This window comes from Xanthomonas euvesicatoria (genome assembly GCF_013112235.1).
GTDB classification, from domain to species: Bacteria; Pseudomonadota; Gammaproteobacteria; order Xanthomonadales; family Xanthomonadaceae; genus Xanthomonas; species Xanthomonas euvesicatoria.
Window position 1 is genome coordinate 1739138 of sequence record NZ_JABFFS010000001.1, and the last position, 23928, is coordinate 1763065.

At 66.5% G+C, this 23928-nt stretch carries 14 protein-coding genes and 2 other RNA genes; 8 read left to right on the plus strand and 8 right to left on the minus strand.

The features are described 5' to 3' along the window. Positions 1-84: 84 nt before the first annotated feature. The 6 genes from accC to cutA all read right to left on the minus strand — a co-directional run bounded on the left by accC (position 85) and on the right by cutA (position 6433). Entirely contained in the window at positions 85-1452 is a 1368-nt protein-coding gene (accC, locus tag HLH45_RS07395; RefSeq protein WP_008571860.1) for an acetyl-CoA carboxylase biotin carboxylase subunit, read from the minus strand. 42 nt (positions 1453-1494) lie between these two features. Further along, entirely contained in the window at positions 1495-1824 is a 330-nt protein-coding gene (locus tag HLH45_RS07400; RefSeq protein ID WP_008571859.1) for a four helix bundle protein, read from the minus strand. Positions 1825-1900: 76 nt separating this feature from the next. Beyond that, complete coding sequence (accB, locus tag HLH45_RS07405; RefSeq protein WP_008571858.1) at positions 1901-2389, minus strand: acetyl-CoA carboxylase biotin carboxyl carrier protein; 489 nt, start codon at positions 2387-2389, stop codon at positions 1901-1903. Between the two features lie 96 nt (positions 2390-2485). Further along, positions 2486-2932, minus strand: a complete 447-nt coding sequence (gene aroQ / locus HLH45_RS07410) for a type II 3-dehydroquinate dehydratase (protein WP_003483185.1) — start codon at positions 2930-2932, stop codon at positions 2486-2488. An 844-nt stretch (positions 2933-3776) separates the two neighbouring features. After that, the gene (locus HLH45_RS07415; RefSeq protein WP_046932211.1) at positions 3777-6095 is read right to left on the minus strand and encodes a protein-disulfide reductase DsbD family protein; all 2319 of its coding nucleotides are present in this window, start codon (positions 6093-6095) and stop codon (positions 3777-3779) included. Between the two features lie 5 nt (positions 6096-6100). After that, positions 6101-6433 carry a divalent-cation tolerance protein CutA gene (gene cutA, locus HLH45_RS07420; protein ID WP_008571855.1) on the minus strand — a complete coding sequence of 111 codons (333 nt, stop codon included), beginning with the start codon at positions 6431-6433 and terminating at the stop codon, positions 6101-6103. Positions 6434-6818: 385 nt separating this feature from the next. Here cutA and HLH45_RS07425 point away from each other — a divergent pair. After that, positions 6819-6893: non-coding RNA, sX9 sRNA (locus HLH45_RS07425), on the plus strand. Positions 6894-6897: 4 nt separating this feature from the next. Here the strand turns inward: HLH45_RS07425 and HLH45_RS07430 are convergent. Continuing rightward, positions 6898-8688: an endonuclease gene (locus HLH45_RS07430; protein ID WP_046932209.1), complete on the minus strand. Its 1791-nt coding sequence runs from the start codon at positions 8686-8688 to the stop codon at positions 6898-6900. Positions 8689-8828: 140 nt separating this feature from the next. Between HLH45_RS07430 and HLH45_RS07435 the strand changes: the two genes are divergently transcribed. From HLH45_RS07435 to groL, 3 genes are all read left to right on the plus strand, one after another. Next, a non-coding RNA gene (locus tag HLH45_RS07435) (sX9 sRNA) lies at positions 8829-8898 on the plus strand. Between the two features lie 197 nt (positions 8899-9095). Continuing rightward, positions 9096-9383 (plus strand): co-chaperone GroES, encoded by a 288-nt coding sequence (locus tag HLH45_RS07440; protein ID WP_003483210.1) that lies wholly within the window; start codon positions 9096-9098, stop codon positions 9381-9383. Between the two features lie 135 nt (positions 9384-9518). After that, on the plus strand, positions 9519-11159 hold the full coding sequence (groL, locus tag HLH45_RS07445; protein WP_011346211.1) for a chaperonin GroEL: 1641 nt from the start codon (positions 9519-9521) through the stop codon (positions 11157-11159). 113 nt (positions 11160-11272) lie between these two features. Here the strand turns inward: groL and xopX are convergent, their stop codons facing one another. After that, entirely contained in the window at positions 11273-13366 is a 2094-nt protein-coding gene (xopX, locus tag HLH45_RS07450) for a XopX family type III secretion system effector (protein ID WP_008572846.1), read from the minus strand. A gap of 501 nt (positions 13367-13867) precedes the next feature. On the opposite strand from xopX, the gene HLH45_RS07455 reads away from it, so the two are divergent. From HLH45_RS07455 to HLH45_RS07470, 4 genes are all read left to right on the plus strand, one after another. Beyond that, a complete protein-coding gene (locus tag HLH45_RS07455) occupies positions 13868-16681 on the plus strand; it encodes a TonB-dependent receptor plug domain-containing protein (protein ID WP_033478671.1) in 2814 nt (937 codons plus the stop codon). Positions 16682-17213: 532 nt separating this feature from the next. Further along, positions 17214-18287 carry a 3-deoxy-7-phosphoheptulonate synthase gene (locus HLH45_RS07460; RefSeq protein WP_008572849.1) on the plus strand — a complete coding sequence of 358 codons (1074 nt, stop codon included), beginning with the start codon at positions 17214-17216 and terminating at the stop codon, positions 18285-18287. 793 nt (positions 18288-19080) lie between these two features. Further along, positions 19081-21258 (plus strand): translocation/assembly module TamB domain-containing protein, encoded by a 2178-nt coding sequence (locus HLH45_RS07465; protein ID WP_014089229.1) that lies wholly within the window; start codon positions 19081-19083, stop codon positions 21256-21258. Between the two features lie 93 nt (positions 21259-21351). Continuing rightward, the gene (locus HLH45_RS07470; RefSeq protein ID WP_008572853.1) at positions 21352-23802 is read left to right on the plus strand and encodes a hypothetical protein; all 2451 of its coding nucleotides are present in this window, start codon (positions 21352-21354) and stop codon (positions 23800-23802) included. The last annotated feature ends 126 nt before the right edge of the window (positions 23803-23928 follow it).

A 23928-nucleotide genomic window follows, 5' to 3' on the forward strand; every position in this document is an offset into this window, starting at 1 on the left:
CGCACCACCACACTGCAACGCAAGGCAACGAAAAAGCCCGGTTTCCCGGGCCTTTTTGCTTCATCGATACGGTGGCAAGTGCGATCAGGTCAGCGCGATCGACTTGTTCTTGCGCTCGGCCAGGCGCTTTTCCAGGTAGTGGATGTTCTGCCCACCGGCCTGGAAGCCCTTGTCGCGCATGATGCGCTGCTGCAGCGGGATGTTGGTCTTGATGCCGTCCACCACCATCTCGCTCAGCGCCACGCGCATGCGCGCAATCGCGGTTTCGCGATCGGGGCCATGCACGATCAGCTTGCCGATCATCGAGTCGTAGTTCGGCGGCACCTTGTAGCCGCTGTAGATGTGCGTATCCACACGCACGCCAGGGCCGCCTGGCGGATGGAAGGCGGTGATCAGGCCCGGGTTGGGCATGAAGGTTTCCGGATCTTCCGCGTTGATGCGGCATTCGATCGCATGCCCGCGCAGCACGATGTCGCTTTGCTTGATGCTCAGCTTGTGGCCGGCGGCGATGCGCAGCTGCTCGCACACCAGGTCGATGCCGGTGATGCGCTCGGTGACCGGATGCTCCACCTGGATACGCGTGTTCATTTCGATGAAGTAAAAACGCCCGTTCTCGAACAGGAATTCGAAGGTGCCTGCGCCGCGGTAGCCGATGCGGATGCAGGCGTCCACGCAGACCTTGCCGATCTCGTTGCGCAGTTCTTCGGTGATGCCCGGTGCCGGCGCTTCTTCCACCACCTTCTGGTGGCGACGCTGCATCGAGCAATCGCGTTCGCCCAGATGGATCGCACCGCCCTGGCCGTCGGCAAGCACCTGGATTTCCACGTGGCGCGGATTTTCCAGGAACTTCTCCATGTAGACCTGATCGTTGCTGAAGGCGGCCTTGGCTTCGGACTTGGTGGTTTCGATGGCAGCCTTCAGCGCAGCCTCCGAATGCACCACGCGCATGCCGCGTCCGCCGCCGCCGCCGGCCGCCTTGATGATCACCGGGTAGCCGATTTCGCGCGCGACCTTGGTGTTGGCGACGATGTCATCGCCCAGCGGGCCACCCGAGCCGGGCACGCACGGTACGCCGGCGGCCTTCATGGCGCGGATCGCTTCCACCTTGTCGCCCATCAGGCGAATGGTGTCGGCCTTGGGGCCGATGAAGATGAAGCCGGATTGCTCCACGCGCTCGGCGAAATCGGCGTTTTCCGACAGGAAACCGTAGCCGGGGTGGATGGCCTGCGCATCGGTGACCTCGGCCGCGGCGATCAATGCCGGAATGTTGAGGTAACTGTCGCTGGAGGCGGCCGGGCCGATACACACCGACTCATCGGCCATGGCCACGTGCTTGAGGTTACGGTCGACCGTGGAATGCACCGCGACCGTGCGGATGCCGAGCGTGTGGCACGCGCGCAGGATGCGCAGCGCGATTTCACCTCGGTTGGCGATGACGACTTTATCGAGCATGGGAATAGGGAGTCGGGAATGGGGAATGGGTAGATGCGGGCTTCATGATGCGGCTCCACGTCTGCGTAAGGCATTCATCAAGGCGGTGAGCTTGGCGAAGACCTGGTCGACCTGCTGGCTGACGATGTCTTCGTCTTCGGTGTTGCTATAGCCCAGTCGTACGGCGATCTGGACCTGTGTATCCAGTTCGGAGAGCGAGCCGCGCGCGATCGAGAGAAACCGCGCGTAATCGGGAGTTGAGCGTCGCGCCGCACCTTCGGCGATATTCGACGGGACGCTGATGGCCGCGCGGCGCAGTTGCGCCGTCAGGCCGTAGCGTTCCTGCTCGGGAAAGACCTCGGTGAACCGGTAGATCATTTCCACAAGCTCCATGGAATCGCGCCAGGCCTCCAGGCGTTCATGAGGCCGCTTTGCCGATTCCCGATTCTCCACTCCCGATTCCCGGCTCTCAGCCAATCACAAACAACGGCTGGTCGAATTCCACCGGCTGGCCGGTTTCGCCGAGGATGGCGACGATGGTGCCGGAGGCGTCGGCTTCGATGGGGTTGAACATCTTCATTGCCTCGATGATCGCCAGGGTATCGCCGACCTTGACCTGCTGACCGACGGTGACGAACGCCGGCTTGTCCGGGGAGGGCGAGGTGTAGAACGTGCCGACCATCGGGGCGCGCAGCACGTGGCCTTCCGGCAGTGCGGCGGCCTGCTTGGCGCCGCCGGTGGAGGCTTCGGTGGGCGATTGCATCGGCATGGTGGCCGCGGCGGCCGGCGCCTGGACGGGGGCCGGCGCGTACTGCTGCTGCACCGGGGCGCTCAGCATGGCCGCGCCCTTGGGTACGCGCGCCAGGCGCACGCTTTCTTCGCCTTCCTTGATCTCGATTTCGGCGAGATTGGATTCTTCGAGCAGGTCGATCAGTTTCTTGATTTTGCGGAGATCCATAAGGGCCTCTGGAAGTGAAACGGTGGGGAGTGCCGGCGGATGCCGGCGGAATGGGATCAGGACGCCGGCGCGCTGGCCGAGGTCATGCGGCAGGGGTCATGCGTCGCGCTCCAGACGCGCGATCACCGCTTCCAGCGCCAGCCGGTAGCTGTCGGCGCCGAAGCCGCAGATCACCCCGTCGGCCTTGTCGCTGAGATAGCTGTGGTGCCGGAACGGCTCGCGCGCGTGCGGGTTGGACAGATGAATTTCCACGAACGGCAGCCCCACGCCCAGCAGCGCATCGCGCAGCGCCACCGAGGTATGGGTGAAGGCGGCCGGGTTGATCAGGATGTAGGCGGTGCCGTCCTCGCGCGCGGCGTGGATGCGCTCCACCAGCACGTGCTCGGCATTGGACTGCAGGCAGTGCAGCACGTGCCCGGCCGCCTGCGCGCGGTCCACCAGGGCTGCGTCGATTTGCGCCAGCGTGGTACGCCCGTAGACCTCCGGCTCGCGGGTGCCGAGCAGGTTGAGGTTGGGGCCATGCAACAGCAGCAGATGGGCCATGGGATCCGGAAGAGCGGAAAGGCCGGAAGTCTGCGCGATGTCGCCGATGCTGTCCAGTTCGACGAACTTAGGTCTGTTTAAAACGATTGTTTTAAATTTCGAATGGTTTGGGCGGTGGCTAATGGCGGCGGGCAATGGCGTGTCGGAGGTCATCGTGCCGGCCTTGAATCGCCCGGACCGCTGCGAGCGGAACCGGCAGCCGGCCGTGCGCATCCGGAGCGCAGCGTTTGCGCCTGACGCGATGGAGACAGCCGTCCCGGCCGGTTACGCGGCAACAACTGCTGGCGGCATCCTCTCCTGTCGGGCGTCGGAATGTTGTGCCGGCGGCAGCAATTCGGTGAGTGCCCGGCTTGTTCATGGCAAGGGCGCAGGAGGTGACGCTGCGGCGGCCGCGATCTGCGTTTTGTGCGGAGATGCAGGCTCCCAACAACGTGGCGTCGGGCCGGAACGGCCGGCGTGCCAGATGAAGGGCGATCAGCGCGATCGCCCCCCTCTGTTGCCTCGCTTCCTGCAGCTTCCCGCCGTGCAGGCCGCGGCCACGGTCGCCTGCTGCGCATCGCATGCATCAAGGCGTTGGAGGTGCCAGGGGCACCGAACAGGCGAGGCCGCGCGCAGCCTGACGCCACCTGACGCCATCTATGCGCATGCCAACATCGGCCGGTCAGGTCTGCAGGGCGCCGGCAGCGCGGGGCGTGCAGACCCCGGCCAGGAGGGGCCGAACCCGTGCTTGGACCTGTCGCAACACGCCCATGGCACGGGTGTCGGCCCACACGGTTCGCAAAATCTTCGGCCTGGCCCGCCAACAGACGGCCGCCCAGGCCACCGGCCGCAGCGAAGGCGCGCCTTACCGCGCAGCGCGCAGCAAGGCGTCTTCGGTAATCGCGCCGGTCAGCACGGTCGGCAGGATCGCCGGCGGGGCGCCGGGGCCGTAGACCACGTACAGCGGCACGCCGACGGCCTGGTGCTGGTCCAGGAAGGTGCTGATGGCGGGGTCGACATTGGTCCAGTCGCCCTTCATGTAGACCGCATCGACGCGGCGCAACGCGTCGCGGAATTCGGCGCTGCTCAGCACGTTCTTTTCGTTGGCCTTGCAGGTCACGCACCAATCGGCGGTCATGTTGACGAAGACCACGCGGTTGTCCGCACGCAGGCGGTCCAGCAACTGCGGCGAGAACGCCACCACGCCCTCGGCCGCGGTGGCCGCCGGCAGGCTCAGGCGCGTGACCGCGACCACCGGCACCAGGGCCAGTACCAGCATCGTCGTGGCCAGGCCCAGGCCCAGGCGGTGGCTTTTCCAGCGGCTGCGCTCGAAGCACCACAGCCCCAGGGCCAGCAGGGTGGCGCCCACCAGCATCAAGGCCAGCGCATCCACGCCGCGCTGCTTGCCCAAGACCCACAGCAGCCAGATCGCGGTGAGATACATGGGGAACGCCAGCACCTGCTTGAGCGTTTCCATCCACGCCCCGGGGGTAGGCAGGCGCCGCGCCAGCGAAGGCACGAAGCCGATCAGCAGGAACGGCAGCGCCAGGCCCAGGCCCAGCACCAGGAACACCAGCATCGCCAGCAGCGCGGGCGCGGTGAAGGCGTAGGCCAGTGCCGTGCCCATGAACGGCGCGATGCAGGGGCTGGCGACCACGCAGGCCAGCACGCCGGTGAAGAAGTCGCCCAGCGGCCCGTTGCGCGCGGCCAGCGACTGGCCGATGCCGCCCAGGTTGGTGCCCAAGGTGAACACGCCCGACAGGCTCAGCCCCACCGCGAACATCAGATACGCCAGCGCCGCGACGAACCACGGCTGCTGCAGCTGGAAGCCCCAGCCGGCAGCCTGCCCGGCGGCGCGCAAGCCGATCACCAGCCCACCGATGGCGGCAAAGGACACCAGCACGCCCAGCGAGTACCAGATCGCATGGCGACGCGCATGGCTGCGGCTCTCGCCGCTGTGCGCCAGGCCCAGCACCTTCAGCGACAGGATCGGCAGCACGCAGGGCATCAGGTTCAGCACCAAGCCGCCAAGCAGGGCCAGCGCCAGCATGCCCAGCAGGCCCTTGTCGGTATGCGGCGGCGGCGTGCGCTCCGGGTTGCCGGCCGAGGCATCGGCGACCGGGACGGCCGTGCTGGCGGCCGGCGCCGGCTCGACCGGTGCCTGACCGGCGGCCAGCGGCGAAATCATCAACGGCGCGGCCTGCGCCTGGTTCTGTGGCGACACGGTGCCGGCCGGTACATCCAGGGCGACGCGGCGGGTCATAGGCGGATAGCAGATCCCGTCGGTCTGGCAGCCCTGGAAGGTGGCCACCAGGGTCACGTGGGCCGGGTCAGGGTGGTCGCGCAGCAGCGGCAAGGTCACTTCGGCCTGGTCGAAATACACCACCACATCGCCGAAGTGTTCGTCGCGGTGCGCCTTGCCTTGCGGCCAGCGCGGCAGCCCGGTGCGCACGCCGCTGGCGCCTTCCAGGGCCAGCGAGGTGCGGTCGCGGTAGATGTAATAGCCCGGCGCCGGGGTGAAGCGCAGCAGCAGGCTGTTGCCGTCGCCGACGATGGCTTCGAAATTGAACGCCTGCTCGGCCGGCAGCGGCAACGCGTCCACCCCGGCGGTCTGGCCGGGGGCGCCGAACAGGCGCGGGGCGGCGGCGTTGCGTGGCACCAGCGCGCCCAGGTTTTCGCGTGGCGCGGCGGTGGCCTGCGCCCCGGTGGCATCGGCCGCGGGCAGGTCGAGGCGGATTTCGCGCCGCTGCGGTGGATAGCACACGCCGGCATCGGCGCAGCCCTGGTACTGCACCTGCAGGACGGCGGTCTGCACTGCCGGGTCGGCCTTGCCGGCCAGGGTGGCCTGCAGTTGCTTGCGGTAGGTCTGCACCTGGCCGAAGAACTCGTCGTGCTTGCTCTCGCCTTCCGGCAGCGCCAGTTCGCCCGCGGCAAACCCCTTTCCGGCCTTGACGCTGATGCGGTGGCGATACAGGTAGTAGCCCGGTGCGATCTTCCAGTGCAGCGCGATGCGGTCGCGGCTGTCGGCGGTGGCGCTCAGCGCGAAGGCCTGGTCCACCGGCAGCAGGTCGGCTTCGGTTACGGCGGCCTGCGCGGGGGCGGGCGCCAGTACCGCCAGCGGCGCGGCGAGCAAGGGGGCGGCCAAGAGCGCGCAGCGGGCGATCCAGCGGGACAGAGACTTCATGGACGTCAGAATTCCTTGCGGGTTTCGGCCCGGACCCAATCGAGATATGCCGGCAGCCCGGCGCTGGCTTGGACAGCGACCGCCTCCGGCAGTTCATACGGATGCAAGGCCTGCAGCCGCGCGATGGCGTCGGGCAGGCAGTCGTCCCAGGTCTTGATCAGCAACTGCACCTCGGTGCTGCGCTCGATCGCGCCCTTCCAGCGGTACAGCGATTGCACGCCGGGCAATAGGGTGACGCAGGCGGCCAGCCGTTCGTCGAGCAAGGCCTGCGCAATGCGCTCGGCGCTGTCGGTATCCGGGCAGGTGCTCACTAACAAATGGAGGGAAGGTGCGCTCATTGGACCCGGCAGTGTAATCCCCTGTTTGCGGGGGATCGACCGCCGATTCCGGAACAAGACGTTAACTTCGTGGCCCCGGTGAGATGGCGTGCTCAAGCGACCCTGCGGTCAGCACGCGGTGCCTCGGGTGGTTCCGGGTTCGCTTGCGCCCTGCCGTGCACGGCAAGGCGGCTACCCGGGTTTGGCCAATGGGGGATCAATGCCGTGGCGCCTGCCGGCAACGCATGCCGTCTGTACAGACGCCCGGCGTCACCGGTTGGGGGCAAGGCGCCCGGCGCGATCTGCTCCGGGCCCCGCGCCTCACCCGCCCGGCCGGTGCAGCCCAGGCCAACAGGCAACACGGTTGCGCTTGCCGCCAGGCGGGTGCGGCGGGCCCGGAATCGGCATGTACCACGCGTACAGTGCGGTTCCGAGCGTGCCGTTCACCCCGCCTGGCGACTGCGCGCGACGTGCGTGAGCCGGTCTTAGTTGGCCAGCTGGCAACTGGCCGGCTTGGCCGAGTTGAACAGGCTGGCGGTGGCCCATTCGGGGTGATCCACGAACGGGTTGCGGTTGCCCTGGAAGCTGAAGATCACCTCGTTGCGGGCGCGCTCGGCATCGTCCGGCGGGTCGGCCTGATGCCAGGCCAGCAGGGTGGAGAGCAGGCCCATGTAGGCCGGCGAGGCCGCGGTCTGCACGATCTTGCTGCGGTCGTCGGTCAGCTCCAGGTCCGGCTCGGATTGTCCGGTGGCCGCATCCAGCCCGCCTTCATAGCGGATGGCCATGTACATCACCGCGCGCGCCATGTCGCCCTTGCGCCGGCCCCACACCTCGAAGGTGCCGCTGTTGCCGTCGGGCGTGCGGACCCAGTTGGAATTGCCCGGGTATCGTCCGCTGCCGCCGCCACTGCCGTCGTTGACCTCGGTCACCCGCTCGCCGCAGCTGCTGGTGCAGGTGGCATAGGGCTTGTTGCCGCGGTCTGCGTTGAAGCTGGTGTCGGTCAGGTACAGCATGTGGGTGTCGGTATAGGGCGCGTACGGCAGGCCGCGGTCGCCGGTGGCGCTGCCAAAGCCCAGCGAGTTGGGCCAGGTGTGCTCGCGGTTGTAGGTGAGCCCGCTGCCGGTGCCGGCGCGGTCGCTCACCTTGGCGTAGCTGCGGTTGCGGTAGGCGTCCAGGATGCGGCCGCTGTTGTTGGGATCCTCGTCGGCCATTTCCAGGATGGTCCAGGTGCTGGTGCCGCTGCCGCTGTACGGGTAGACCGTGTGCCCCTTGATGGTGGCGTGCAACGAGCAGCGCAGCTGGCTGGCGCTGGCGGTATTGACCCGCGCGTAGTACCCGGTACCGCCGCCGCTGGCGGTGGCCACGGTGAAGGCGATGGACTGGTTGGCGGCCGGGCTCAGGCCGCTGGCATCGCGGATGGCGCTGGCGGTGATGGCCAGCGTGCAGCGCTCGCCGCCGACCAGCGCGGTGTTGGTGGACAGGGTGAAGCGGTTGCCGCTGGTCGGGTATGTCAGCGCCACGTTGCCGGAGCTGGCGCAGCTCAGCGCAAACGCACCGCTGCCCAGCGTCACCGCTTCGCTGAAGCCCACGGCCAGATCGCCGGCAGCCGGAAAGCCGGTGGCGCCTTGCGTTGGTGTGGTGCTGCTGATGGTGGGAGCACCGGTGCTTCCACCGCCGTCGCTGCCGGTGAAGGTCTGGCCGCGGTTGCAGGCGCCGAAGGTCTGCGCCGCCGAGCCGGCCCAGCTGAAGTTGGCCGCGCTGCTGCCGGTACCGGTCAATTGCAGCGAACTGCCGACCGCGGTGCTGTTGCTCTCGCTCACCGGCAGGTTCTGGCTGGTCACGCCGGCCGCCGGGCCGCCGCTGCCGGTGATGGCGCCTTCATAACTGAGGAACTGCACCAGCTGCCCGTTGGGGTCGACCAGCGCCACGCCGTCGTTGGGGCCGTTCTGCACGCCGTTGCTGGCATAGCTCACCGTGGCCATACGCACCTGGCTGCCGCAGCTGACCACCGTGCCGGCCGGCACCGCCGTATTGGCGTACACCACTGCCGCACTGGGGCTGTTGCCGTTGTACAGGTAGATGCGGTAACCGCTCAGCGATTCGCCAGCAGTGGCCACCACTTCCACACCCTCGCCGCTGTCGCCGGAGGCGCCCGCGTCGTCGTAGTGCAGTTCGTTGATGAAGACCGCCGCATTGGCGGAGGTGGCACCGAGCGCGAACGCGCAGGCCAGGGGAAGGGTGCAACGCAGGGACACGAAACGGGACGGCAACCTCATCGACAGCTCCTTGTGATCGGGGAATGCGTTCCCGACTGTAAGGCGCGCGCATGACAGGCGATGGAACCTGGTTCCATTTCTAGAGCATTGGACCAGACCGCTATACGCCTGCCAGGTGGGCGCGCCCGGTGCCCGTGGGCATGCACTCCATTCCGGTTCCTCCGCGATGTCCGCGCCCACCTGACAACCGCTCGCTCCGTTTTGTCGGCCGCCCCGGTGGTTCGGAGAGAAGCGGTCGGCGAAAAATTTTTGCCGCCAGCCCTTGAAAGCCGCCCGCGCAGCACAATCTCTGGCCCGCACCCGCTTGTCGGGTTTTTTCCGCGCGCTGTGCTGGCAGTCGTCATGTGCGAGTGCTAACATCGCCGATAATTTCCAGGCCAATCAAACACTTAAGAGGTCTTCTCTCTATGAGCATCAAGCCGCTTCACGACCGCGTTGTAGTCAAGCCGATCGAAGCCGACGAAGTTTCCGCCGGCGGCATCGTGATTCCGGACTCCGCCAAGGAAAAGTCCACCAAGGGTGAAGTCGTCGCGATCGGCGCCGGCAAGCCGCTGGACAACGGCAGCCTGCGCGCGCCGGTGGTCAAGGTTGGCGACAAGGTCATCTACGGCCAGTACGCCGGCAGCAGCTACAAGTCCGAAGGCGTCGAGTACAAGGTGCTGCGCGAAGACGACATCCTGGCCGTCATCGGCTGATAGCCGTTGCCGGCGGGATTCGGGAGTCGAGATTCGGGATTGGTCACCGCGGCTTGCCGCACCAATCCGCCTCTCCTCCGGATCCCGCTCTAGCCAATCCCCAATCCCCAATCTCAAATCCCGGAGTAACAACCAATGGCTGCTAAAGACATTCGTTTCGGTGAAGACGCACGTACCCGCATGGTTCGTGGCGTCAACGTGCTTGCCAATGCCGTGAAGGCCACCCTGGGCCCGAAGGGCCGCAACGTCGTGCTCGAGAAGAGCTTCGGCGCGCCGACCATCACCAAGGACGGCGTTTCCGTCGCCAAGGAAATCGAACTGGCCGACAAGTTCGAGAACATGGGCGCGCAGATGGTCAAGGAAGTCGCGTCCAAGACCAACGACAACGCCGGCGACGGCACCACCACCGCCACCGTGCTGGCCCAGGCCCTGATCCGCGAAGGCGCCAAGGCCGTGGCCGCCGGCATGAACCCGATGGACCTCAAGCGTGGTATCGACCAGGCCGTCAAGGCTGCGGTCGTCGAGCTGAAGAACATCTCCAAGCCCACCACCGACGACAAGGCGATTGCCCAGGTCGGCACCATTTCGGCCAACTCGGACGAGTCGATCGGCAACATCATTGCCGAAGCGATGAAGAAGGTCGGCAAGGAAGGCGTGATCACCGTTGAAGAAGGCTCGGGCCTGGAAAACGAGCTGGACGTGGTCGAGGGCATGCAGTTCGACCGCGGCTACCTCTCCCCGTACTTCATCAACAACCAGCAGAGCCAGTCGGCCGACCTGGACGACCCGTTCATCCTGCTGCACGACAAGAAGATCTCCAACGTGCGTGACCTGCTGCCCGTGCTGGAAGGCGTGGCCAAGGCCGGCAAGCCGCTGCTGATCGTCGCCGAAGAAGTCGAAGGCGAAGCGCTGGCGACCCTGGTGGTCAACACCATCCGCGGCATCGTCAAGGTCGTGGCCGTCAAGGCGCCGGGCTTCGGCGACCGTCGCAAGGCGATGCTGGAAGACATGGCCGTGCTGACCGGCGGTACCGTGATCTCCGAGGAAGTGGGCCTGGCGCTTGAGAAGGCGACCATCAAGGACCTGGGCCGCGCCAAGAAGGTGCAGGTCTCCAAGGAAAACACCACCATCATCGACGGCGCCGGCGACACCGCGGCGATCGAATCGCGCGTGGGCCAGATCAAGACCCAGATCGAAGACACCTCGTCCGATTACGACCGTGAGAAGCTGCAGGAGCGCGTGGCCAAGCTGGCCGGTGGCGTTGCAGTGATCAAGGTCGGCGCCTCGACCGAAATCGAAATGAAGGAAAAGAAGGCACGCGTCGAAGACGCCCTGCACGCCACCCGTGCAGCCGTCGAAGAAGGCGTGGTCCCGGGCGGCGGCGTGGCCCTGGTGCGTGCGCTGGTGGCCGTGGGCGAGCTCAAGGGCGCCAACGAAGACCAGACCCACGGCATCCAGATCGCCCTGCGCGCCATGGAAGCCCCGCTGCGCGAGATCGTGGCCAATGCCGGCGAAGAGCCGTCCGTGATCCTGAACAAGGTCAAGGAAGGCAGCGGCAACTACGGCTACAACGCCGCCAACGGCGAGTTCGGCGACATGGTCGAATTCGGCATCCTGGACCCGACCAAGGTGACCCGTTCGGCACTGCAGAACGCCGCCTCGATCGCCGGCCTGATGATCACCACCGAAGCCATGGTGGCCGATGCGCCGAAGAAGGACGAGCCGGCGATGCCGGCCGGCGGCGGCATGGGCGGCATGGGCGGCATGGATTTCTGATCCACGCCACTTCGGCTGTTGCAGCAAAAAAAACCCCGCCCAACGGCGGGGTTTTTTTATGCGCGTCGCTTGCGCAGGCACGCGGCAGTTGCCGATGACCGGCGGCCGTACCGTCAGGACGAAGGTGCAGTGCTGGCTGCGGCCTGATCCGGCGACGGATGGGTGCGCGCAGGCGAGCGTTGCTCAGGCGATGCGCTGGCTGCGGCGAGCGCCTCCTCCTCGTTTGCCTCGGTGATCTCGGTGATGGTGACGCTGCTGGCGGGCCTGGTCTGCGCGCCGGCGTCCTCGATCCCCTGCAGGGCGCTATCGGCAACGGTCTGCGCGTACTCCTGCGCCTGTTCCGGCGACAGGCTTTGCACATATCTGGCGGTGTCCTGCACGTGCTGGATGAGTTCCTCGGGCGAGGACGGCATGCGGGTTGCGAGCGCGGTACCGTCGGGCCCCCTGAAGACACGCATGATCTGACCGCCGCCCCAGTTCATCGCCAGCTCTGCGCCACGCGCCATGGGGCCGGGCATGGTCATCGACATCAGCGACATGATCGCGCCGGCGTAGTAGGGCGATGAGGACGAGGCTTCGATCAGGCTCTTGTCTGCGAAGGTCTTGGACAATTTCTCCACGCCCAGGGCCAGCGCCATGACCAGGCTGCCGGAGCACATGGCCTTGAAGCGTTCCATGGCGTCCTGACGGGTCGCATGTGCGTTGAGCGCCGACTGCATCATCACGGTCGTTACAAGGATAGAGTCGGCCACCAGGTCGACCGTGCCGATGCGATCGGGCTGGATCAGGTAGACCGTCAGCCCGGTCACTCCGGCTCCCAGCAATGCCAATGCCAACTTGGGGGCGATGTCGTGGTTGGTCACCTGGCGCGGGAGGGTGGCTGGCTGGTCCTGGTCCACTTGTAGCGCAGCGCTCAGTCGCTTGCTGCATCGGTCCAGGGTCTCCAGCAGGTGCGTGCACTGGGCATTGAGCGTGCGGGTCAGCTCGCGCCCTTGGCTTGGGTCGGTGAAGTCGCGACGTGCCTGTTGAAACGCTTCCCGGCCGTGCTCCAGAGCGGCGCAGATCTCGTTGAGTTGCGTGCGCAGTTGCGCGCTGACCTGGCCGGGCGTCAGGCGTGCACGCAACCGCTGCGCCTGGCTCTGAAAGCCGGCGTTTTCTGCAATGCCGGCGCCCAGATGCGACAGCTTGTGCTGCAGCCGGTTGCCCAGCACGTTGAGGCTGTTCCAAAGGAAGGGCGTCAGCACCATCGCCGCGCATGCCGTCGATGCGGCCGCGGCAAATCCCAGGTTGTTTTCCACTGCTTCGGCTTGGTGCCGCATGGAGGGGGTGCCGAATTTCTTGGGCAGTTCGGTGGTGAGAAACAATCCGTTGAGCAGAACGGAATAGAAGTGCATTTCGTTGGCGTCGCGCCCCAGCTGCCCGCCCATCAGCGGGAACGGAAGCCCGTCGGCGGTGGGGCGCAGTGCAGATGCCGAGAGCGTCATCACGCCCTTGGTTGCCGCGGCGATGGAATAGGCGAAGGTCTTGGCCTGGTTGCCCAGCAACGGACTGGGGACCATCAGTGGCCAGAGATTGACCAGGTTGGCCAGCGACTTGAGCGCCCGCCCGGTCGCAGGTGTGCCGTGCTCCAGCGGCTGCAGGGCGTCTTCCACGGCCTTGATGTCGCCGAGCAACTGCTGCCTGAAGCGTGCTTCCAGGCCGGTTGCCGCTTCGATGGCATCGCGCAGCTGCGTGATCTGTTGGCGGCACGCGGCCAGAGTGTGCGGGGCGCTCTGTTCCGGGTCGGTGTGACGCACCATCTGCAGGAATGCGGGATCGTCCGCATGGATCTGCAGCATGGTGCGCAGGTCCGCCAGCGACCAGAGATTGGACGCCCCCTTCGATACCGCAGCGTAAGCCTGCTGAACGCCGCTTGCCAATGCGGCGTTTGCGCGTGCGGCAAGCGTTGCGGCGGTGGACGGGCCGGAGGCGCGTTCGGGTGAGTGGGCCTGCGGTTCGGGGTCGTGCGAAGGCACCGGCGAAGCGCCGTGCTCGGAGTCGGCGCTGGATGCGCGCGAACGGCTGCGCGGAGTGAGCGCAGCCAGGCTGGGGTGGAGCGGGGTTTGCGTCGGCGATGTGGCGTCGGCGACGGGGGCATTGTCGGTATGGATGTCGTGCAATGGCGCCAGAGAAGAGGGGCCTGCGGTTTGCTGTTTCTTGATCTCCATGGTGGGTTTCCTTGATGAGGGGGAGCGGCCAGCGCGTACTGGCTGGCGCGCCTGCATCATTCGAACAAGCCTGCCCGGCCGGCCTAGCGCGATGCGAACTACTGCGTTGCAGGAAGAACCAACCAGGCAGGACGATGGCAACTTGTGATCGCATGACCTGTTGCCAGCTGCGCAGGGTCGAGTGCGCTGGGAGCGCAATCATCGCAGTGAGGGCAGCCCCAGCCTGCCGGATAGTCGATCGCCGTCACACTCCGCGACCACCTGTTGACACCGATGTCATCGCAGCTTTAGCGTCGCTGGGCAGGCGTTTGCGCCGAGCGGTCGGGGGGCCATCGGACAAGGGGCAGCGGTGCACGCATCGCTGGCAGGCGTCGTTGCAGCGCATTGCCACGCCGGCCACGTCCGGCCTCTCCCGGGGATCTTATGAACTGCCGCAGTCATCGCCTTGCCTTGTCGATTTCCGTCTCCCTTGCCGTGACTGCCGCGTGCGCGCCGCCGCTCATGGCCCAGCAAACCGAACCCGATGCCACGCGCGCCACCTCCACGCTGGATGCGGTCAGCGTCACCGGCTCGCGCATCAAGCGCGCGCAGGTCGAAGGTGCGCAACCGGTGGTCACCATCAGTGCGCAGCAGATCCAGCAGGAAGGCTTCGCCACCGTCTACGACGTGCTCAACAGCATGAATCAGCAGGGCTCGGTGGAAGCCGATACGCAGTGGGGCTCGCATACGCCCAACGCCTCGCCGATCAATCTGCGCGACCTCGGGCCGGGACGGACGCTGTTGCTGGTCAACGGGCACCGCGTGGCCGATTACCCGCTGCCCTACGGCGGCGAGAGCAACTTCTCCAACTACAGCAATATTCCTTCCGCTGCGGTGGAGCGCATCGACATCCTCACCGGCGGAGCGTCGGCGATCTACGGCTCCGATGCAGTGGCCGGCGTGATCAACGTGATCCTCAAGCGCGACTATCAGGGCGACCAGGTGCGCCTGCGCGGCGGCACCGCCACCGAAGGTGGGCGCGACAGTTTCGACGTGTCCTGGGCCGGCGGGCGCACCGGCGAGAACTGGAGCCTGACCTACGCGCTGCAGGCCACCAAGCGCGACCCGTTGAGCGGGCGCGATCGCCCTGAAATGGACGATTCGGACGACATGTCCTATTCCAACTGGACCGGCCAGAACCGCCTGTACGGCTTCAATCCGTTCACCGGCTTGAGCCTGATCGACGCCAATACCAACGAGCGCCTGGCACCGCCGGCCGGCACCTGCGCGCGCTTTGGCGGTGAGTTCATCGACGGGCAGCGGCTGAGCTACAACCAGAACACAGGCGCGCTCACCAATGCCGGCGATTACTGCGGCGTCGCGCGCGATTACGGCGACTGGGGTCTGGTCACCGGCAGCGAGGATTATTCGGCATATCTCTACGGCACCTGGAAATTCGGCGAGCACACCGAGGCTTGGGCCACGCTGTCTGCCAACCGCAGCATCGGCCGCTGGACCTACGACCCGCCGTACGCGTACCTGGGCCCGTTCCAGGACGCGGCCACCGGGCGTTCGTTGAACCTGATCCGCCAGCTCACCCGGCGCGAAGCCGGCGGCTGGGACCGGCTTGCCAACTACAACAAGGAGCAGTCCTGGGATCTGAGTGCCGGCTTGCGCGGCGTCTGGGCCGACCGTTTCGATTGGGAATTGAGCGTGGGCCGCTCGCGTTACACCGTCGACGAATACATCCGCACCGTGGACACCGCGCGCGCCACCGACTACTTCCTCGGCAGCTCCCTCGGCACCGCCGCCGATGGCACGCCGATCCATGCGATCAACGAGGCGCGCCTGTACACGCCGCTGTCGTCGGACCAGTACGACGCGCTGGTCGCCAAGTCGCATAACTCGGCGTATTCGTGGGTGAATCAAGCCAGTTTCAGCGTGAGCGGCGATGTGGTGCAGGGCTGGGCCGGGCCGATCCGCTTCGCCACCGTGGCCGAAGTGGCAAAGCAGGGCTATCAACTCTCGCCCGATCCCTGCGCCAACGAGTGCTACCCGGTGGATGTGGTGGACAGCGGCGGTGGCGAACGCATGCGCAGTTCGGCCGGTCTGGAATTCCAGATTCCATTGCTCTCCACGTTGAGCGCGAATGTGGCCGGCCGTTACGACCGCTACGGCAATTACCGTTCTTCGGCCGCCATCCCCACCGATGTGGGCACGCAGAGCGACACCACCTGGAGCGCGGGCCTGGAATGGCGGCCGGTGGAAAGCCTGCTGGTGCGCAGCACCGTGGCCACCAGCTTCCGCGCACCCGACATGCATTACGTGCTGGGCGAACCCAGCTCCACCAACCAGACGGTGATCGATCAGTACCGCTGCATTTCCTCGGGCGCGTATTTGACCGGCGGCTGCAACGACGAGAACAACAACATCTTCTACACGGTGGACGTCAATCGTCGCGGCACCCCGGATCTGCGCTCGGAAACCGGCCGCTCGTTCACCGGTGGCGTGGTGTGGGACATCGCCCAAGGGCTGTCGTTGAGCGTGGATTACTACCGCATCCAGCTGGAGGAAATGATCAAGGACCTGGACCGCGACGAGATCCTGTCGGCCGAAGCCGGCTGCCGTACCGGCACCACCATCAGCGGCGGCACGTGGAATAACCCCGGCGGCGCGGGCTATTGCGACACCATCACCTCGCGCGTGATGCGCAATGCCGACGGCACCATCGCCAGCATCGAGCGCGGCCCGATCAACCTGGCGCAGATGGAAACCTCCGGCATCGATGCGTCGCTGAAGTATCGCCTTGCCACCGCAGGCTGGGGCAACTTCCAGCTGTCGCTGGACTACAACAATCTGATCGCCTACCGCGAGCAGATCTACCGCACCGACAGCGACGAAAACCGCCGCGACGAACGCGTGCGCAGCCGCGTGCGTGGCAGCGTGCATTGGGACAACGGCGGCGCCTGGGACTGGACCGTGTATTTCCGCCGGATCGGCTCCATGCGCGCGGTCAACTGGGGCACCTGCGAACGCTTCGACGACGGCTATCAACCCAGCGCCTCCGATGCGTGCCTGGTGACCGACACCGCCAACGTGCATCTGGGCGAAACCAGCAAGCGTTACTTCGGCCGCTTGGGCCCGGCGATCTACTGGAACCTGAGCACCGGCTACAGGATCACCGACCACGCCAAGGTCAATTTCTACGTCAACAACGTCTTCAACGAAGTGGGCTACGACCACAAGGAACGCTTCTACGGGTATGGCTTCTACAACACCACGCTGTTCAACCCGATCGGCCGCGAAGTGGCGGCCGAATACGTGTTCACGTTCTGAGCGAGCGCGGCGCTTGCGCACGCCACGGTGGCGGCCGTGGCGTGCGCGCGTCTGCTGTCTGCACTGCTTTCGGCATGGCCGCAGGACCTGGCGAGACGACCAGCTCGATCAGCGCGTCATCGATTGTTTGCATCGCGCCGATTGGCGACAGCGCCATCGTCACCCGTTGGATTGGCGGCCGCCGCGGGAACCTGTGCCGACTTCACCGCTGCGGCCGTATGCATTTCAACGCGGGGAGGTGTGCCGGAGCCAGTGGAGGGGCGTTCGCTTCCACCTGTGCCCGGTCCGTTGCCGATGAAACAGTGGCAACGCGCAAAAGTGCGTGGTATCAATGCATCCCATGAACGCACCCCGCAGCCAGTTTTATTTTTGGTACTACAGTTTTCCGATGCCGCTGGCGGAGGAAGGATTGCGCTCACCCTGAAGGCAACTTCAGCAGCATTCCCGAAAAGCCGCCAGCGCACACCTGGCGGCTTTTTTGTTGCCGCCGCGCCTGGCTCCCCGATGCAACACCGCCCACCGAGACACTGTGATGCCGCCTGTAACCGATGACCTGCGTATCCGCAAGATCGAAGCCCTCGCACCGCCTGCGCAACTGCTGTCGCTGCTGCCCTGCGATGAGCGCGCCTCCGAAACCGTCACCAATGCGCGCGCCGCGCTGCACGACATCCTGCACGGGCGCGACGATCGCCTGGCCGTGGTGATCGGCCCCTGCTCGATCCACGACCCGGTCGCGGCGATGGAGTACGCACAGCGCCTGCGTCCGTTGCGCGACCAGTTCGGTGACGCGCTGGAGATCGTGATGCGGGTGTACTTCGAAAAGCCGCGCACCACCATCGGCTGGAAGGGCCTGATCAACGATCCGGACCTGGACGGCAGCTTCCAGATCAACAAGGGTCTGCGCGTGGCGCGTGGCCTGCTGCGCGATATCAACAATCTCGGCCTGCCGGCCGGCGTGGAATTTCTCGACATCATTTCGCCCCAATACATCGCCGACCTGGTGGCCTGGGGCGCGATCGGCGCACGCACCACCGAGAGCCAGGTGCATCGCGAAATGGCATCCGGGCTGTCATGCCCGGTGGGCTTCAAGAACGGCACCGGCGGCGACGTCAAGATTGCGGTGGACGCGGTGGGCGCGGCCTCGCATCCGCATCATTTCCTGGCCGTGACCAAGGACGGACACACCGCCGTGGCAGCGACGGCGGGCAACCCGGATTGCCATGTGATCCTGCGCGGCGGCAAGCAGCCCAACTTCGATGCGGCCCATGTGGAAGCGGCCAGCCAGGTGCTCAATGCATCCGGCCTGCCCGCGCGCCTGATGATCGATGCCAGCCACGCCAACAGCAGCAAGAATCCCGAGAACCAGCCCAAGGTCGTCGAGGACATCGCCCATCAGCTGGAAAACGGCGAAACGCGCATCGTCGGCGTGATGGTGGAAAGCCACCTGGTCGGTGGGCGTCAGGACCTGTTGCCGGGGTGCGAGCTGACTTACGGCCAGAGCATTACCGACGGCTGCATCGGCTGGGACAGTTCGGTGCAGGTGCTGGAACGCCTGGCGAGCGCAGTGCGCGCACGGCGCATGCGCCGGATTGCCGAGGCTGCGTGAGTGGCGACGCAGCAGCATCGGCAGAACATGTGCTGATGCTGCGTGGGGCATCGCCAACACGCAATGATTGCCAGGCAGCGCGTTGGCTGGTCTGCGGTGAGCGTGAGGCCTCGCGCGTCCCCTCATCCGGCGCTGTGGGGCATCTTCTCCCGATGGGAAAAGCGTCTTGCGGCTGGCACGTGCGTCGGTGCAGCGGGCGTCGGCAACTGCGCAGGCGATGAAGTGGATGCGCCGAACGCTCGTCCACGCCTCACCGAGGAGAAAAGGCACAGCTGGCGCGCCGATCTCGTGCAGGTGCAGCACGTTCAAGGTGACGCGCAGCGGTGCCATCGGCGACGACGCTCAGCGACGACCAATGGCGACATTGATCGGCTTTGGCAGTGAGCGCAGGCGTCTGGCAGGCCGCTGCAGGCCAGGAACGTCGGGCCGGCGCAGGGAGCCGGCCCGACGGATTGGACACCACCCAGTGATGGCCCGTTTCGCTCAGTGACAGAAGGGGGAGAGAGCCTTCCTGGCACAGGAAGCGAGCGGGCAGGACCGTTATCCACCCGGCACGTGACCCTGCGATGTCGCTGCATGTCGTGCGCAGCAATGAAGTTCGAGAAGCGTTAAACGCCGGGATTGCGCGATTGCAGCGGTTCAGCGCATCGCCGGCGCAGCACCGGTCACCGGCTGCGCGCCAACTTCCAGGCTCGCCGCCGATTCCCGATTCCCGCAACGGCACCAGCCTCGTTCACGCGTCGCGGTCAGCGCAACCGGGATAGTGGCGGCAGACTCTTTCCTGCCTGTGCCCATGCCCTCACTTCGCGACCGCTTCCAGCGCTGGCCACGGCCGTGGCGTCGTGCAGTGGGCGTGGTGTTGGCGCTGTACGCGCTGTATCTGCTGGCCGGCAACCTGTATCTCAATACCCCGCTGTTCGACGCCAGCACCAATCGGCAACCGCACAAGTTCACCATGCAGACCGGCCCGGCAGTGACGCTGTTTCCGGGCGAGGTCATCGCCTGGAACGTGCGCATGCGTGGGCAGGCCAACCGCACCGTGTACGTCTTCCACGCCGACCGCGCACATGCGCGTATCGCCCTGCTGGCCTTGTTTCGGCGCGAAGTGCGGCTGCCCTGGCTGCATGCCACCGGCGTGAGCGCGGAAGTGGAAACCTCCGATACGCCGATTCCGCCACCGCCGCGGGGCAACCAGGGCTGGACGTTGCGCTTTGATGCAATCACCAGCAACAGCATTCGCAGTGCCCGGCTGGGCAAATTGCTGATTGCCGGGCAAGGGCACGGCAAGGTTGGTTTCCTGAAGCAACTCAAGGGCGGGCCGTCGGAACTGTTTCCTTCCGAAGCGGGCTTTACCGACGCGGTGGTCAGCTACGACGGGGTGCAGGTGTTCAACGGTGCGCAGCTGGATGCGCAGTTCCAGTTTCCACGCCATTACCGCGACCAGGCGCCGGGCTTGCGCAAGCTCGGCATCACCGCCGCACGGCTACAGCTCAAAGCCAATTCCGTGGCGCTGAAGATCGACACCGGCGCGCCGCATGTGGACATCGGCAGCGGGCCATCGGCCGCGCGCGTGGAGGCCGATATCCGCCTGGCCAGCGGCGCGCTGCAGCCGGGCAGCCGTGCGGTGTGGCGGCTGCCATTGCTTGCGGGCGTTGGTGCCACCGACCGCGGCATGCTCGCGCTGCAACTGGACGTGGCGCAGGACATCCGCGTGCAGGCGCGGCTGCCGCGCGATGAGAAGACCGGCAGCGAGCTGCACGCCGATCTGCGCGTCGCCGGGCGCAGCGTTCCGTTCGAACGGCCTGCGCAGCTGTTGCCGCGCCTGTCGGGGCAGGTGCGTGGGCGCTGGAAGTTCGAATCGTTGAACTGGATCGCCGAGCTGTTCGTGCGCAAGCCGTGGTTCCAGCTGGAAGGTGGCGGTCTGGTCGAAGCGGACCTGCGCCTTGCACAGGGCCGGTTGAGTGCCGGCAGCACGCTGGATATTCCGCGCGTGGAGGCCGTGGCGCAGGTATTTGACACGCGCCTGGCCGGCGTGGCCAAGGCGCACGGGCGCATCGACGATGCCGCCACCCCGCAGGCGCATCTGGATGTCAGCATTCCCACCTTCAAGGCGGCGCCGCGCGATGCGCCCAAACAGCTCCTGCTGGACGGCCGCGATCTGCAACTGGCCATGCATGGCGATGCCGAGCTGGCCCGCCTGAGCGACACGCTCAAGGCGCAGCTGCGTTTCAGCGATGCGCGTGTGCCCGATCTCACCGCCTACAACCGCTATCTGCCGGGCAATAACGTGCGCCTGCTCGGCGGCAGCGGCAGCCTGACCGGCGATGTGGCGCTCAATGCCTCCGGCGATGTCGGTAACGGGCATGCGCATCTGCGCGGGCAGGGCGCGCACCTGGCGTTGGCTGGCGTGCAGATGCGCGGCGATGCCGAGTTGCAGGCAACGCTGCAGCGCGCCGACTTCAAGAACAAGTTCTTCGACCTCAGTGGCACACGCATACGCCTGCGCAACATGCGCGTGGGCGACGACGGCAAAGACGCCGATTGGTGGGGCGAATTGCAAGTGGGTGCCGGCACCATCCAGGCCGAGGCACCGTTCCAGGTGGATGCCGAGGCAGCCCTTCGCATGCGCGATATCGCACCACTGCTCTCGGTGTTCGCCCAGCGCGCCGACTATCCGCGCTGGGTGCTGGGTTTGCTGGATTCGGGCGAACTGGATGCGACCGGCCGGCTGCGTTGGCGCAAGCAGCAGCTGCTGATCGACGACCTGCATGCGGAAAACGCGCGCTTGTCGCTGCGTGCGCGGCTGGCCTTGAACGATGCGCAGCGGCGCGGCGATCTGTATCTGCGCTGGGGTGTGCTGGGTGCCGGCATCGAACTCGATGGCAAGCAGCGGCAGTGGCATCTGGCCGGTGCGCGCCAGTGGTATGACGCGCAGCCCGCACTGTTGCCGGCGGTCTCCAAAACCAAGTGATGCGGCCGCTGGCGTGAGCGTGCTGCGCCCTGCTCACGGCTGGCTTGGCACACTGTGCCCAGCCGCGTGCGCGGTTTCCAGGAGCCTGCCGTCATGACGATGCCTGTTCGCGCCCGCTGGCGCGCCTTGCCACGCTTACTGCGATGGCCGCTATCGGCGCTGATTGCGCTGTACGCAAGCTATTTGCTGCTGGGCAACCTGTTGCTCAACACGCCGCTTGGCCCGGCTGCGCTGAATCGCTCGCCCGACAAGTTCACGATGCACTGGGGCCCGGCGCTGACCTGGTGGCCGGGGCGTGTGGTGCTGTGGGATGTCGACCTGCAAGGCCATTCGGCACGCACGAAGTGGAATGTCAGCGCGCAGCGGATGAGTGGACAGATTCGGCTGCTGCCATTGCTGCACCGCCAGCTGCTGGTGCCGCAGTTGCATGTGCGCGGTGTGCGTGGCGGTATGCAGGCTGCAGCCGCAACGCCCGGGACGGGGGCGATGCAATCCCCTGCGGCGGCGCAAGCGACGCGTGCTGCTGTTGCTGCGGCGAAGGGGGCCGCGGATACGCCGGCAGCTTTAGCAAACGAGCGGGCGCCCACAGCAACGCCCAATGCCGAACACTCGGCGACGACGCAGCCGCCCGCGCAGCATCTGCGCGTGACGACTGCAACGACCACGACGGACGCGAAGCCCGCAACGCCTACCACCAGCACACCGCAATCAGCCAGGCGCGCCGACACGCAAGCCGGTACACCCGCCTCGCCAACCGCCTGGACCCTGCAATTGGACCGCATCGTTGCCGAGCAGGTGCAGGCCGTGTCGCTGCGTCAGCTGCACATCGAAGGGCAGGGCCAACTGCAACTGGGCCTGTTCAAACAACTGCGTGGCGGGCCGATGGAAATCTTCCCCTCCCATGCAGTGTTCGAATCGGCGCGTGTGCGGTGGGGGCAGGACGAAGTGATGCGCAATGGGCAGCTGCGTATCGACGCCAGCATCGCGCGGCATGCACCGGATCAGGCAAGCGGACTGGCGGTGCTGCAACTCACCGACGCGCTGATCGCCGTGCATGGCGACACCGCAGCGCTGGATGTCACCCGTCATGCGCAGGGCCGGCACACGCTGGCGACCCGTGCCGGCAAGGGGCGTGCAGATGGCGAGCTGCGCTGGATACGTGGCGCGTTGCAGCCCGGGAGCCAGCTGCAATGGCGCGCGCCGCTGCACGACAGCACGCGCACGCCGGCCGCATTGCTTGGCGAATTGACGGCGCAGTTACAGGTCGATCAGGACATGCGGCTCAAGGTCAGCATGCCCGAGCCGGCCGATGCCGGGCTGACGCTGGACGCCGACCTGCGCGTGCAAGGCAGGCAATTGCCGGTGCAATCCATGCGCAGCCTGTTGCCGCGCACGTCCGGGCATGCGCGGCTGCATTGGCAGCTGTCTTCGTTGCGCTGGATTGCTGCGCTGTTTCCGGATGTGGATTGGCTGACCCTGGAGGGCGAGGGCCTGGTCGATGCCGATCTGCGGATCGATCACGGCCAGCTTGCTGCCGGCAGCCGCCTGCAGGTGCCGCACGTGCACGCGCAGGTGGGCGTGATGGGGCATGCGATCACGGGACAGGCCAGTGCAGATCTGCGCGTGGACGCCGATGCCAGTGGACAGTTGCTGCCGGCGCTTGCACTGCAGATGCAGCAGTTTTCGATCGCGCATACCGACGCACCCGCGCGCCCGTTCGTGCAAGGCCGCGATCTGCGCCTGGATCTGCGCACACGCGCCGATGCGCGCAACCTGAGCAGCCTGCGCGATGCCACGCGCGCGCATCTGGTCTTCGCCAATGCCCGCGTGCCGGATCTGCGTGCCTACAACCGCTATCTGCCGCAGCAGCAACTGCGCTTTGACGGCGGTAACGGCGTGCTCAGCGGCGATCTGCAGATCGAGCCGGGTGGGCGCATCGGCAAGGGCGGTGTGCGCATCGGGGCGCGTGCAGCGCGGCTGCAGTTCGCCGGCCTGGCGTTGCGCGGCGATGTGGATGCGGATCTGCGCCTGCAGCGCGGCGATCTACGCGCCGAACAGTTCAGTCTCGATGCCAGCAGCATCCAGCTGCGCAATGTCGGATTCACCGGCCCGGATGGACAACATCGCGATGGCTGGTGGGCGCGCATCGTGCTGGACGATGCGCGCATGCAATGGCGACAACCGGTTGGCGTGGATGGGCGTGTACGCATCCAGGTGCGCGATCTGGCATTTCTGGTGGCGTTGTATGCACGCGACCGCTCGATTCCGAACTGGATGCTCCGGCTGGTGGATGCAGGCCAGGCGCAGCTGACCGCACGCGCGCACTGGCAAGGCGAAACGGTCATCGTCGATCGCTTGCAGGCGCGCAACGAACGCTTTCAGGTCGATGCGCGCCTGCGCCTGCAGGGCAATCAACGTCGCGGCAGTCTGCTGGCCCGCTGGGGATTGCTGAGCGCTGCAGTGGGCTTGCGCGGCGACACGCCCGAATGGCATCTGCGAGGTGCGCCGGAGTGGTATCGCGCGCAACCTGACCTGTTGCGCTGACGCCTGCATCGCGCGCGCAGGCGTGAAGAAAAAACACCAGTTCTGTACTGCCTGGTATTGTTTTGCAGTGCAGCGTGCAAGTCCGATTCGGGGCGCGCACTATGATCCTGCATCCCGACGTGGGGG